This window comes from Promicromonospora sp. NPDC060204 (assembly GCF_042728455.1).
Lineage (GTDB): Bacteria > Actinomycetota > Actinomycetes > Actinomycetales > Cellulomonadaceae > Promicromonospora.
In genome coordinates, this window is record NZ_JBHWZO010000171.1 from 1 (window position 1) to 13,175 (window position 13,175).

Here is a 13,175-nt window from a genome sequence, read left to right on the forward strand (position 1 = left end):
CCCCGGGTGGGCCGCCCCGCCGGACGGACAGTTCCGGACGCCGGTCTCAGGCGTCCCAGGCGACCGTGAACTCGGCCAGGTCGATCTTGCCGTCCTGGTCGTGGTCGGCCTTGCCGAAGATCTGGTCGAGGTCCTTGTCCGTGGTCTCCTCGCCGCGCGTGGCCATGGCCTGGCGGAACTCGTCCGCGGTGATGCGGCCGTCGCCGTCGGAGTCGAACTCGACGAAGGTCCGGGTGAGCTCGTCGGCAGCCATGCTGTACCTCGCAAAGTCGGAAACAATTCGGAGAGTATGCAACCACATATCGGTTTCATCGGTTGTGGAATTGCTGGGCAGTAAGTCCGATACGGTGCGGCGTGCCGAACGTCGACACCCGGAGGTCCGGACCATGAGGTTGTACGCCGCCGCCCCGGCCAGGGGCGCCCGTCAGGTGCTCGGTGACCTGCTGCTGCTCGCCTGGGTCGCGGCCTGGGCCTGGGCCGGCCGCGAGGTGTGGGCGGCGACCCTGGAGCTCGGCCGCCCCGGCCTCGCGACGGCCGGCGCCGCCGACGACATGGCCGCCCGGTTCCACGACGTCGAGGGCCGGATCGACGGCATCCCCGGGGTGGGCGACGACCTGGCCGCGCCCTTCAGCGGGGCCGCGGACGCCGCCGAGAGCCTGGCCGAGGCGGGCCGCTCCCAGGCCGAGACCGTGGCCGACGTCGCGCTGCTCGTCGGGCTCGCCGTCTTCCTCGTCCCGGTGCTGCTGCTGGCCGTGGTCTACGTGCCGCTGCGGGTGCGGTTCGTGCGGCGCGCGAGCGCGGGCCGCCGGCTGGTCGGTGCCGATCCGGCGCTGCTGGCGCTGCGCGCGCTGACGAACCGGCCGCTGCGGGCCCTGAACCGGATCTCCGACGACCCGGTGCGCGCGTGGCGGGACGGCGACCCCGACGTCGTGCGGCGGCTGGCCGACCTGGAGCTGCGGGCGCTCGGCCTGAAGCGGTAGCCGGGCTCAGGAGGCGGGCGCGCTCCGCGCCGCCCGCAGCCGGTCCGTCCCGGCGAGCAGGTCGCTGAGCCCGCCGCGGGCGTCCTCGATCACGAGCGCCTCGGCGGCCGCGGCGTCGCCCGCGCGCAGCGCGCCGACGAGCGCCCGGTGGGTGGCCCAGCGCTCCATGCCGAACTCGTCGTCGTGCGCGACGCGCTCCAGGCGCCGCGCGCGCTGCTCCGGGCGGGAGAAGACGCGGGTCTGGTCGAGCAGCCGGACCAGCACGGGGTTGCCCGCGCAGGCGTCGACGGTGTCGTTGAACTGCTGCATGACGTCCAGGAGCTGGTGGAGCTGCCGGGTGACGTCCTCGCCGGACCGGTGCCGCTGCCGGGCCACGATCAGCAGGTCGTCGGCCTGGTCGAGAAGGGCGTCGAGCCGGTCGAGCCGGCCCGGCGTCGCGTGCCGCGCGGCGAACCGCGCGACCATGCCGCGCAGCGCCACCTCGACCTCGGCCAGGTCCTGGACGGCGGTGTCGCCGATGGGCGCGACCTTGACCGTGCGGGGCCCGGTCCGCTCCAGCAGGCCGTCCTGCTCGAGCCGCCGGATCGCCTCGCGCACCGGCGTGGGGCTCACCGAGAGCCGTTCGGCCAGACCGCGCTCGGTCACCTTCTGGCCCGGGCGGAGCTCCCCGGTCGTTATCGCGTCGCGGATGGCGCGGTAGGACCGGTCGGCGAGCGTGTCGCCGGACAGGGCCGCGAGGGCTTCGGAGGTCACGGCCCCATCGTAGGCCCGTGCTATCGCAGCGCACTTTTGCAACCGTTGACAGTTTTGCTATAGCAAAAGTACGGTGAGCGCGACACGCAGACGTGGCCACGACGAGGTGGCAGAGGGAGAAGGTTCCATGTCCACCACCGCGCCGCCGGTGCGGCACGCGCAGACCAGGATCACGTTGCTGGTGGCGCTCGCCGTCTTCGCCCAGGAGTCCACCTGGAACTTCTACGACGCGCAGGTGCCGCCGCTGCTGCGGGAGCACATCACCAGCGCGGCGCTGGTCGGCTTCCTGATGGGCATGGACAACCTGCTCGGCGTCTTCGTCCAGCCGTGGCTCGGCAACCGCTCGGACGGCACGCGCACGTCGTGGGGCCGCCGTATGCCCTATCTCGTGGTCGGCATGCCGGTCGCCGCCCTGCTCTTCCTGGTGATCCCGCACGCCGCCGCGTCGCTGCCGCTGCTGGTGGGGGTCATGTTCTGCTACGCGCTGGTCGCCAACGCGTTCAAGCCGATCGCCGAGTCGCTGGTGCCCGACTTCGTCGCCCCGGAGAAGCGCAGCCGGGCCAACGCCGCGGTCAAGATCGCCTCCAGCCTGACCGTGATCGTCGCCGCGCTGATCAGCCTGCTGGTCGTCGACGAGCACCCCGCGCTGGCGTTCGCTATCCCGTCCGCGCTCATGCTGGTCTCGATCCTGGTGCTCGGCCTCACCGTGCGCGACAGCCGGTCGCCCGGCTACCAGGCGGCCCTGGCGGAGGACGCCGCGGACGCCGCCGGCGCCGCGCAGGACGGGCGAGACGCCGCGGACGCAGCACCCGCACGCCCGGGCGTGCGCCGCGTCGTGCTCGACATCGTCCGCGACCCCGACCGCAGCCGGCTGCTGATGATGATCGCGATCCTGCTCTTCGGCAGCGCCTGGTCGGCGTCCCGCGCCCTGGCCACGCCGTACGGCATGGAGGCGCTCGGCCTCTCCCGCGGCGACGCCGGCGGGCTGCTGCTGCCGAGCGGCGTCGCGTTCCTGTTGGCCGCCTACCCGACGGCGCTGCTCGCCGAACGCATCGGCCGGCTGCGGACCATGATGATCGGGATGTCGCTCTTCGCGGCGGCGATGGCGCTCGGCACCGTGGCGCAGACCCCGGCGGGCACCGTGGTCGCGTTCTGCGTCGGCGCGGCGGGCGCGGCCGCCTTCCTGGTCAACGCCGTCGTCGTGCTCTGGAACCTGGCCCCCTCGGCGCGGGTCATGGGCACCTACGCGGGCCTCTACGCCGTCGGCTGGGCCGGCGGCGGGTTCGTGGGCCCGGCCCTGGTGGGCGGCATGGTCGACCTGACGGGCTGGACGCTGATGCTCGTCGACGTCGCCGTCGTCGCGGTGCTCGGCGTGCTCGCCGTCGCCCGGGTCGAGGCGCTGCAACGGCGTGCCGACACAGCGAAGGCGGTGTGAGCGATGACCCGCGTGCTGATCACCACCGACTACCTGCGCCCCGGCGACGACGTCGACCGCTACCTGCGGGCCGCCGGCCTGGAGACGACGCACCGGCCGCTCGTCGGACGCCGCGACCCGGAGGAGCTGGTCGCCGCGCTCGACGGCGTCGACGCCGCCCTGGTCGCCAACGAGCCGATGACCGCCGCCGTGCTCTCCCGGGCCCCGCGCCTGCGCGTCGTCGTGCGCACCGGCGTCGGCCACGACTCGATCGACGTGGCCGCCGCCGCCCGGCACGGCGTCACGGTCAGCAACCTGCCCGGGATCAACGCCAACGCCGTCGCCGAGTACACGCTCGGCCTGCTCCTGGCCGCGGCCCGCGGCCTGGTCCAGAGCGCCCGGGGCGTGGCGGACGGCGGCTGGCCGCGCGCCGACGGGCACGAGCTGCGCGGCGCCACGCTCGGGCTGATCGGCTACGGCGCGGCCGCCCGCGCCGTCGTGCCGCTCGCCAAGGCGTTCGGCCTGACGGTGCTCTGCACCACCCGCGTGCCCGAGTCGGAGCGCACCGCGGGGCCCGTCGAGTTCGTCGACCTGCCCGAGCTGCTGGACCGGTCCGACTACGTCTCCGTCCATACCGCCCTGACCGACCGCACCCGCGGCATCGTCGGACCCGACGAGCTGCGCCGGATGAAGCGCACCGCGGTGCTCGTGAACACCGCCCGCGGCGCCGTCGTCCAGGAGCAGGCCCTCGCCGACGCCGTCCGCGCCGGGGAGATCGCCGGGGCCGCGCTCGACGTCGTCACCGAGGAGCCGCTCCCCGCGGACAGCCCGCTGCGCGGCGTGGACGGCATCGTCGTCTACTCCCACCTCGCCGGGCAGACCGCCCAGGCGCGGGCGGCCGCGGGCCGGGAGGGCGCGGCCGAGCTGGTCGCGGCGCTCGCGGGCCGCCCCCGTCACGCCGTGAACGCCCACCTGTTCGCCGTCCCGGCGACGACCGCCGAGACGACCGCCGAGACGACGACCGAGGAGACCGCATGACCAGCAGCCCACCCGAGTACCGCATCGCGGTGATCCCCGGGGACGGGATCGGGACCGAGGTGATCCCGCCCGCCCTCCGGGCCCTCGACCTGCTCGCCGCCCGGCACGGGTTCGTGCTGCGCTACGACCACCTCGACTGGTCGTGCACCCGCTACCTGGTCACCGGCGCGATGATGCCCGACGACGGGCTCGACCGGATCGCCGGGCACGACGCCGTGCTGCTCGGCGCCGTGGGGTGGCCCGACGTGCCCGACCACGTCTCGCTGTGGGGGCTGCTCATCCCGATCCGGCGGCGGTTCCGCCAGTACGTCAACCTGCGGCCGATCCGGGTCCTGCCCGGGCTGCCGGGCCCGCTGCGGGACGCGGGCACCGTCGACCTCGTCGTGGTGCGCGAGAACGTCGAGGGGGAGTACAGCGAGATCGGCGGGCGCCTGAACCGCGGCCTGCCCGACGAGCTGGCCGTCCAGGATGCGGTGTTCACGCGCCCCGGGGTCACCCGGATCGTGGACCACGCCTTCGAGCTCGCGGCGACCCGGCGCGGCGACGTCACCTCGGCGACCAAGTCGAACGGCATCGTGCACACCATGCCGTTCTGGGACGAGATCGTCCGGGAGCGCGCCGCCCGGCACTCCGGCGTCACCTGGCGGCAGGAGCACATCGACGCCCTGGCCGCCAAGCTCGTGCTGCGCCCGGCGGCGTACGACGTGATCGTGGCCTCGAACCTGTTCGGCGACATCCTCAGCGACCTCGCCGCCGCCGTCGCGGGCAGCATCGGCATCGCCCCCGCCGGCAACATCGACCCCACCCGCCAGCACCCGTCGATGTTCGAGCCCGTGCACGGCTCGGCCCCCGACATCGCGGGCCAGGGCATCGCCGACCCGGTGGGCGCCCTGTGGTCCGCGTCGATGATGCTCGACCACCTGGGGCAGCCCGGCGCCGCGCGGGACCTCATGACCGGGATCGAGACGGTCCTGGCCGACGACGTCGTGCGCACCCCCGACCTCGGCGGCACCGCGACCACGCGGGAGATGACCGACGCCGTCCTCGCCGCGATCCCGGGCTGACCTGCCCGGCCCCGAACCGCAGCGCCCACCGGCGCGTGACAGAGACGAGAACCATGGACACCAACACATCTACCGGCTCCGTCCGGATCCTCACGCCGAGCGGCATGCTCGGCGCGGGCTGGGACGAGTCGACGATCGAGCGCGGCCTCGCGCTCGGCGTCGACGTGATCACCCTGGACGGCGGCTCCACCGACTCCGGCCCCTACTACCTGGGGTCCTCGACCCCCAAGACCGCCGCCCAGGCGGTGGCCCGCGACCTGCGCAGCCTGCTCAAGGCCGCGGCCCGCGCCGACGTGCCGCTCATCATCGGCTCGTGCGGCACCAGCGGCACCGACGCCGGGGTGGACTGGGTGGCCGGGCTCGCGGCCGGGGTGATGGCCGAGGAGGGGCTCGACCTCAAGGTCGCGCGGATCTACAGCGAGCAGGACGCCGCCGACCTCAAGGAGCACCTCGACGCCGGGCGGATCCACGCCCTGCCGCCCCTGGGCGCCCTGAGCGCCGAGACCCTGGAGGACTGCACCCACATCGTGGGCATGATGGGCCACGAGCCGATCGTCGAGGCCCTGGAGGCCGGGGCGCAGGTGATCCTCGCGGGCCGGGCCACCGACACGGCGCTGGCCGCGGCGTACCCGCTGCTCAAGGGGATGCCGGCCGGCCCCACCTGGCACGCCGCGAAGATCGTCGAGTGCGGCGGGCAGGCCACGACCAACCCGCGCACGGGCGGCGTGTACACGACGATCGACGCAGGCGGGTTCACCATCGAGCCCCTGGACCCCGGGTCCGCGTGCACGCCGCGGACGGTCGCGGCCCACATGCTCTACGAGACGGTCGACCCGTTCCAGATGCGCGAGCCCGACGGCACCCTCGACGTCCGCGACGCCGTCTACACGGCGCTCGACGAGCGGACCGTCCGGGTCGAGGGCTCGCGGTTCCACGTCGCCGACCAGCACACGGTCAAGCTGGAGGGTGCCCGGATCACGGGCTACCAGACCATGTCGTTCACGGCCGTCCGGGACCCGCTGATCCTGCGGGACATCGACGCCTGGGCCGACCTGATGCGCACCATGATCCGGCAGTGGGTGAGCGGCACCCTGGGCCTGGCCGACGACGAGTACGCGTTCGACCTGCGCCTGTACGGGCACGACGCGGTGCTCGACGACCTGGAGCCCGAGAGCGGTCCGCCGCGCGAGGTGGGCGTGATGCTGCTGGTCGACGCCGCCGACCAGGCCACGGCGACGGCGGTCGCCAAGCTGGTGAACCCCCTGATGCTGCACCTGCCGACGCCCGCCATGGGCTACCTGCCCAGCCTCGCGTTCCCGACGTCGCCCGCCGAGGTCGAGCGCGGCGCCGCCTACGAGTTCGTGCTCAACCACGTGGTGGACAGCCCCACGCCGACCAGCCTGTTCCGCATCGAGTACGGAGTCCAGCGATGACCGAGCCCCTGACCGGCGCCCCCGCCCTGCCAGTCACGATCGCCGACCTCGCCCATGAGGTGCGGTCGAAGAACGCCGGCCCGTTCTGGGTCACGATGGAGCTCTTCATGCGCGACGCCGCCGGCTACCGCGTCGTGGCCGACGAGGAGTTCGTCAACGAGGACGTCGTCGCCGGCCTGTACGGGGTGGAGGCGAGCACGGTGCGGATCTTCCGGATCCCGTCGCTCGACGTCGTGAAGATCTCGTTCCCCCGGCCGGTCTCGCAGGGCTCGCTGCGCGACCGGGACGTGCACGCGGGACAGCACCACGTCCCGCTGGCGCTGCTGCGGGTCCCGGAGGGTGCGGCGGCGCGTGGATAGGCTTGCGGCGTGGATCACTCAGCGGCCCAAGGCGTCCGACGTGTCGATTTTCTCCCCTGGGAGTACGACCCCGCCTCGGCGGAGGGCGAGGCGCAGGCGGCCCGGCAGCGGGAGCTGACCGACGCCGGGGCACAGCTCGGCGCGGGCGTCTTCGTCGCCCCGAACGCCGCGGTGTACTGCGACGGGCTCGCCCTCGGCGACCGCACCTACGTCGCGGCGCTGGCCTACCTGTCGGGCGACCTGACGCTCGGGGCGGACTGCTCGGTGAACCCGTTCGCCGTCGTGCGCGGGGAGATCCGGATGGGCGACGGCGTGCGGATCGGCGCGCACAGCTCGATCCTCGGGTTCAACCACCGGATGGCCAACGACCGGCCGGTCTTCCAGCAGGGCACCTGGAGCAAGGGCATCACCATCGGCGACGACGTCTGGATCGGCTCGAACGCCACGATCCTGGACGGCGTGACCGTGGGCGACCACGTCGTCGTCGCGGCCGGCGCCGTCGTGACCAAGAACGTGCCCGACTGGGCCGTGGTCGCGGGCAACCCCGCGCGCGTGCTGCGCGACCGCCGCGCGGAGACCCAGGGCAAGCCGGCGCCGGACCTGGGGGCCCGGCTGGCGGCCTTCGGCGACCGCGCCCGCGAGCAGGCGGGCGACGTGCTGGCCCGCTGCTTCGAGGACGGCCGGTTCGTGGACCGGCCCTCCGCCCTGGCGGGCCCGCTCGTCCCGGCCGTGCGCCCGTGGGCGGACGCCGTCGAGGTCGCCGACCTGCTGCTCGGCACCCCGCCGCCCGGGTTCGAGGCCGTCGACCTGGTCCGGCGGCTCACCGCCCGCCAGGACCCCGCGACCGGGCTGATCCCGGAGGGCGACCTCTCGGACGGGGGCCTGTCGGGCGGTGGTAGCTCGGGCGGGCCGCTCTCGCCCACGGACGGCGACGCCGCCTACCACGTGCTCAGCGTCGGCTACGCGGTGCGGCTGCTCGGCGCACGGCTGCCGCACCCGGTCCGTGCGGTGCACGCGCTGGGCGACCGCGACGTCGTCGCCGCCCTGGAGGCGCGCGACTGGGGCGTGCAGGCCTGGGGGAGCGGCGCCGCCGTCGACTCCCTGGCCACGGCCTGCGCCCTCAACATCACCGACTTCGCCGAGGAGCTGCCCGACGGCGGCGTCGGCCCTCTGTACGGCCTGATCGGCTGGCTGACCGCGCGGGCGAACCCGGCCACGGGCCTGTGGGGCGCGCCGCAGCCCGCGCCGCGCTGGCTCCAGGCGGTCAACGGGTTCTACCGCCTGACCCGCGGCTCGTACGCGCAGTTCGGGCTGCCGCTGCCCTACCCCGAGGCCGCGGTCGACACGGTGCTGGAGCACGCGGCCGACCCCGTGCTCGCGACCCCCGAGGGCTGGACCGCGTGCAACGTCCTCGACATCGTGCACCCGCTCTGGCTCGCGGCGAAGCAGACCGCGCACCGCCGCACCGAGGGCGAGGCCTGGGCGCGCGAGCAGCTCGACCGGGCGCTGGAGACCTGGGCCGACGGCGCGGGTCTCGCGTTCGCCCCGCGCGGCGCCGGGCCCGACGGCGTCCCCGGGCTGCAGGGCACCGAGATGTGGCTGAGCATCGTCTGGTACCTGGCCGACTACCTCGGCGCCGCCGACTCCCTCGGCTACAAGCCGCGGGGCGTGCACAGCCCCGAGCCGCTCGTGCCGCTGACGCCGGTCGACGAGGCGGGCTGACCGGGCGGGGCCGCGGGCCGGTCGCGCCCGCGGTCGCGGGTGCAGTCGAGGGCGTCGTCGCGCGATCGTCCAGGCGCGGCGTCGATCTGTGCATGTCGTCGCGCGCCGCCGCTTCGTAGGGTCGCGTGGGTGAGCCCGAAACCCGCGCAGCCGACCGTCCGCCGCGTCCGTGTCTCGGCCGCCCCGCCCGTGCGGCCGGCGCCGCTCGACCTCGGCGACCCCGCCGGCGCGCCGGACGCCGTGCGCGTGACCGACCGGTACGTCGAGCGGGACGGGCGGCCCTGGTTCCCCGTCATGGGCGAGTACCACTTCAGCCGGGACCGCCCCGAACGGTGGGAGACCGAGCTGCGCACGATGCGGTCCGGGGGCGTCACGGTCGTTGCGACCTACCTGCTCTGGATCGTCCACGAGGAGGTGCGCGGGCAGGTGCGCTGGGACGGGCCGCGCGACCTGCGCCGCTTCGTCGAGACGGCGAGCCGCGCCGGCCTCGACGTCGTGCTGCGTATCGGCCCGTGGGCGCACGGCGAGACGCGCAACGGCGGCTTCCCGGACTGGCTGCAGGACCTGCCTGTGGCGCACCGCACCAACGACCCCGCCTACGTCGAGCTCGTCCGCGGCTGGTACGCCGCGATCGCGGAGCAGGTGCGCGGCCTGCTGCGTTCACCCGGGCAGCCCGGCGGTCCAGTGCTCGGCATCCAGGTCGACAACGAGCTCTACGACCAGCCCGAGCACCTCGCGACGCTCCGCGACCTCGCCGAGGACGCCGGCCTGCGCGCGCCCCTGTGGCTCGCGACCGGCTGGGGCGGCGCCCGCCTGCCGCGCGGCCGCGTGCTCCCCGTGTACGCGGGGTACTCCGACGGCTTCTGGGAGGAGTCGACCACCGGGTGGCCCGCGTTCGGCGCCACGCACTACACGTTCAGCACCGTGCGCGACGACCTCACCGTCGGCGCCGACCTGCGCGACGACCCCGCCCCGGACCGGGCGGCCGACGGCGCCGCCGACCCGTGGCCGTTCGCCACCTGTGAGCTCGGCGGCGGCATGCAGGTCGCCTACCACCGACGCCCCCACGTGGACGCCGACGACGTCGCGGCGCTCGCCCTCACGAAGCTCGGCAGCGGCTCGGCGTGGCAGGGCTACTACCTCTACCACGGCGGCACCCAGGTGCTCGGCGACCGCTCCACCACGCAGGAGTCGCACGCGACCGGGTACCCCAACGACCTGCCCGTGCGCGACTACGACTTCTGGGCACCCGTCGGCGCGGCGGGCCAGCAGCGCCCGCACTACCACCGGCTGCGCCGCCAGCACCTGTTCCTTCAGGCGTTCGGGCCGGACCTGGCGACCTACCCGACGGTCCTGCCGGACGACGGGGGCGGGGGCGGCGGCTCGGACGACGCCGTGCGCTGGTCCGTCCGGGGCGACGGCGAGCGCGGCTACCTCTTCGTCAACAACCACCAGCCCGCGGTCGCGGCGCTCGCGGACGTCGAGGCGGTGCGGTTCGACGTCGACCTCGGCCCGCACCGCGTGACCGTCCCGACCGCGGCCACCACGCTGCGCTCGGGGGTGCATGCAGCCTGGCCGCTGCGCCAGAGGTTCGGGGCGGTCCCGGCGCTCACCGTACCGGCGCAGCCGATCACGCGCCTCGACACCGAGCGTGGACCGGTCTTCCTGTTCGCGACCACGGACGGCGTCGACGTCGAGCTGCAGCTCGAGGGGGTCGCTGCCGAGGAGATCCGGGGAGCGGAGATCCTCCGGGTGGAGCCGCTGGAGCCGCTGGAGCCGCTGGAGCCTCTGGAGCCTCTGGAGACGGCGGCGTCGGACTCGGGGTCGGACTCGGGGCCGTCGGACCTTTCGGACCTTGCGTCGTCGGGCCCCGGACCGTCGGCCGCCACCCGCGTCGTCGCGACGCCGACGGCCGCGCCGGGGCTCGCCGCCGAGGTCGTCGTCGGCGACACGACCCTCGTCTTCCTGCCGCCGGCCGTGGCGGACACCGTGTGGCAGGGCACGATCGGCGGGCGCGAGTCCGTCGTGCTGTGGGACGGCAGCGCGTACTTCGACGGCGAGACGCTCCGCGTCGTCCCGCACGCAGAGGACCGCGCCGTCGACGTCCTGCCGCCGCTGCCAACAGGCGAACATGCGCGCGTGCCCGGGGAGGGTTCGCTCTTCGCGCGGTACGTGGTCCCGGGCGAGGACCTGTCCCGGCCGCTCGCCGCGCCCCGGTTCGCCGCGGCGGTGGTGGCGCCGGTGCGCACGGGCGGCAGCGCCGGCCGGCTGTCGGCCCCGGACGACACCGACTTCGCGGTGCTCGTCCCCGTCGAGGTGCCGGTTCCCGACGACGTCTTCGAGGACGCCGAGCGGGTGCTGCTGAGCCTCGACTGGACGGGCGACGCGATCCGCGTCCACGCCGGCGACCTGCTGATCGCCGACCAGTTCTGGTCCGGCCGCCGGTTCGACGTCGACCTCGCGCCGTACCGCGCCGAGATCCGCGCGGGCGGCCTGTGGCTGCGCGCGTTCGCCTGGTCGCCGTCGTCGGGCATCCACGTCGACCCGCGCGTCCGCCCGTCGTCCGCCACCCCGCAGCTGGAGGTCCGAACGGCAACGCTGCACCCCGTCCGCCCCCATCCCCTTCGTTGAGTGCTGGCTATTTGTGGGCCAACAGCCGTTCGGCGCGCAAATAGCCAGCACTCAACGAGGTGTCAGGGGTTGTTCTGGACGGTGGCGATCGCGATGGCAGCGGTCGAGGTGGCGACCGCGATCGTGGTCCTGAGCACGGCCTCGCCCGCGGCGGAGGCACCCCAGTCGCCGCTCTCCAGCTCCTTGCCGCGCGTGTAGACGGCGCCCGACCAGGGGATGTCGCGGTGCAGCGTCGGCAGGCTGCCGCTGGCCGAGAGCAGGGCCGCGAGCACGGCGGTGCGCGGGTCCGGTTCGGCGCCGTCGGCCAGCACGGGGCGGACGGCGGCGACGAGCTCCGCGCGGCGGGGCGTGCCGCCGTCGGTCAGGGCCGTGGAGGGGATGAACCCGAGGGCCTTGCGCTTCTCGCGGCCGATGTGGCCGCGCTCGACGAGCCGGTCGAGCAGCGGCCCGCGCAGCAGCGGGCCCACCTCGGCGATGAAGGTCTGCGCGCCGCGCGGCTTGCCGACGAGCGGCTCCCACCACGCGTGCAGCAGCGGGTCGGCGGGCGGGTTGCCGGCGACGGCGCTCACGCGCGGGCCGGTCAGGGTGGGCCGGCCGTCGATCTCGGCGTGCTCGGCCAGCGCGAGCTCGGTGAGCACCGCGCCCCCCAGGGTGTAGAAGAGGGTGTTCTCGCCGGCGATGGTGCCCGACCGGGGGTCGAACAGCAGCAGGAGCAGGTCCTCGGCGATCAGCTCGGGCTCGGGCGTGGTCGGTGCGGTCAACGTCTCGTCCGTTCGTCGGGGTCGGCTGGAGGGGCCTGCTGGTGGGCCTGCTGGTCAGGGGCGGCGGTGCCGTGCGGTGGCCGGTCGTCTCAGGGGCGGGGCGTCCGGTCCACGACGAGCTCCTCGGCGTCGAGCCGTTCGTCAGTCTCTCCGGTGACGATCAGGTGCGCGCGGTAGAGCACCTCGAGCTGGGCGGGGTTGTAGAACTCGCGCAGCGCCTCCACCACGGCGTACCCCGTCGGGCCGGGGCCGTGCAGCGCGTGCGACTCGGCGTCGCCGAGCGCGGGGTAGGCCGTGACCTGCCGCTGCAGGATGGGCGCGATGCGCTCGGCGAGCGCCTGCCGGGTCGCCCGGTCCGCGTCGGCGGACAGCGCCTCGAACTGGTCGTCCGCGTCGGTGTGCGGCTGGTCGTTCAGCAGCTCGCGCAGCGCGTCCATGGCGTCGTCGTCGAACACCTGGGCGTAGATCATCAGCATCGAGCGGTCCACGTCGGTCAGGTCGCGTGCGACGGCGCTGAACCCCGTCGGCACGTCCGCCGGTGCGCGGTGCTTCAGGATCAGCGCCAGCTCCGCCCGGACGCGCTGGAGCCGGGTGATCGTCGTCTCCAGCTCGGAGTCGAGCACGCGGAGCGCCTCGTCGGGGTCCTGGTCGGCGCGCCCCATCGTGGCGATCTGCGCGAGCGGCACCCCGAGGTCGCTCAGCCGCTTGATCTGCAGCAGCCGCACGAGGTGCGCGGTCTCATACTGCTTGTACCCGTTGGACCGGCGGGCGGGCTCGTCCAGCAGGCCGATCTCGTGGTAGTGCCGGACGGCCTTGATCGTGGTCCCCGCGATCTCCGCGAGCTGGCGGGTGCTCCAGGCCACTGTCCGCTCCTCTCGGTCCGCCGGCGGGACCGCCGACGACAGCAGTCCAAACCATGCCCTGGGGGCAGAGTCAAGCCCGGGCAGACGCGGGGACGCCGCGGCGGGGCCGACCGGCTCCCCTTTGAGGCCCGGGTTTCTTCGCTCTGGGTACCGTCAG

General features: G+C 74.6%; 12 protein-coding genes. 8 read left to right on the forward strand and 4 right to left on the reverse strand.

Annotated elements, in window-relative coordinates; genetic code table 11:
• Nucleotides 1–46: 46 nt before the first annotated feature.
• Nucleotides 47–253 (reverse strand): EF-hand domain-containing protein, encoded by a 207-nt coding sequence (locus tag ACFWEJ_RS19725; protein WP_377230895.1) that lies wholly within the window; start codon nucleotides 251–253, stop codon nucleotides 47–49.
• A gap of 133 nt (nucleotides 254–386) precedes the next feature.
• Here ACFWEJ_RS19725 and ACFWEJ_RS19730 point away from each other — a divergent pair, with 133 nt between their 5' ends.
• Nucleotides 387–980: a hypothetical protein gene (locus ACFWEJ_RS19730; RefSeq protein WP_377230896.1), complete on the forward strand. Its 594-nt coding sequence runs from the start codon at nucleotides 387–389 to the stop codon at nucleotides 978–980.
• A 6-nt stretch (nucleotides 981–986) separates the two neighbouring features.
• On the opposite strand, the gene ACFWEJ_RS19735 is transcribed toward ACFWEJ_RS19730, so the two are convergent.
• Nucleotides 987–1,733: a GntR family transcriptional regulator gene (locus ACFWEJ_RS19735; RefSeq protein ID WP_377230897.1), complete on the reverse strand. Its 747-nt coding sequence runs from the start codon at nucleotides 1,731–1,733 to the stop codon at nucleotides 987–989.
• Nucleotides 1,734–1,860: 127 nt separating this feature from the next.
• Between ACFWEJ_RS19735 and ACFWEJ_RS19740 the strand changes: the two genes are divergently transcribed.
• From ACFWEJ_RS19740 to ACFWEJ_RS19770, 7 genes are all read left to right on the forward strand, one after another.
• A complete protein-coding gene (locus ACFWEJ_RS19740; protein WP_377230898.1) occupies nucleotides 1,861–3,168 on the forward strand; it encodes an MFS transporter in 1,308 nt (435 codons plus the stop codon).
• A 3-nt stretch (nucleotides 3,169–3,171) separates the two neighbouring features.
• Entirely contained in the window at nucleotides 3,172–4,185 is a 1,014-nt protein-coding gene (locus ACFWEJ_RS19745) for a phosphoglycerate dehydrogenase (RefSeq protein WP_377230899.1), read from the forward strand.
• Nucleotides 4,182–5,249 (forward strand): tartrate dehydrogenase, encoded by a 1,068-nt coding sequence (locus tag ACFWEJ_RS19750; protein WP_377230900.1) that lies wholly within the window; start codon nucleotides 4,182–4,184, stop codon nucleotides 5,247–5,249. The genes ACFWEJ_RS19745 and ACFWEJ_RS19750 overlap by 4 nt, the downstream gene beginning before the upstream one ends.
• Nucleotides 5,250–5,302: 53 nt before the next feature.
• On the forward strand, nucleotides 5,303–6,682 hold the full coding sequence (locus ACFWEJ_RS19755) for an acyclic terpene utilization AtuA family protein (protein ID WP_377230901.1): 1,380 nt from the start codon (nucleotides 5,303–5,305) through the stop codon (nucleotides 6,680–6,682).
• Nucleotides 6,679–7,041: a DUF4387 domain-containing protein gene (locus ACFWEJ_RS19760; RefSeq protein WP_377230902.1), complete on the forward strand. Its 363-nt coding sequence runs from the start codon at nucleotides 6,679–6,681 to the stop codon at nucleotides 7,039–7,041. The genes ACFWEJ_RS19755 and ACFWEJ_RS19760 overlap by 4 nt, the downstream gene beginning before the upstream one ends.
• A gap of 9 nt (nucleotides 7,042–7,050) precedes the next feature.
• Nucleotides 7,051–8,763 carry an acyltransferase gene (locus tag ACFWEJ_RS19765; protein ID WP_377230903.1) on the forward strand — a complete coding sequence of 571 codons (1,713 nt, stop codon included), beginning with the start codon at nucleotides 7,051–7,053 and terminating at the stop codon, nucleotides 8,761–8,763.
• Between the two features lie 129 nt (nucleotides 8,764–8,892).
• Nucleotides 8,893–11,394 (forward strand): beta-galactosidase, encoded by a 2,502-nt coding sequence (locus ACFWEJ_RS19770; RefSeq protein WP_377230904.1) that lies wholly within the window; start codon nucleotides 8,893–8,895, stop codon nucleotides 11,392–11,394.
• Between the two features lie 62 nt (nucleotides 11,395–11,456).
• Here the strand turns inward: ACFWEJ_RS19770 and ACFWEJ_RS19775 are convergent, their stop codons facing one another.
• Nucleotides 11,457–12,155, reverse strand: a complete 699-nt coding sequence (locus ACFWEJ_RS19775; RefSeq protein ID WP_377230905.1) for a GPP34 family phosphoprotein — start codon at nucleotides 12,153–12,155, stop codon at nucleotides 11,457–11,459.
• A gap of 89 nt (nucleotides 12,156–12,244) precedes the next feature.
• Nucleotides 12,245–13,018 (reverse strand): MerR family transcriptional regulator, encoded by a 774-nt coding sequence (locus tag ACFWEJ_RS19780; RefSeq protein ID WP_377230906.1) that lies wholly within the window; start codon nucleotides 13,016–13,018, stop codon nucleotides 12,245–12,247.
• Nucleotides 13,019–13,175 lie beyond the last annotated feature (157 nt).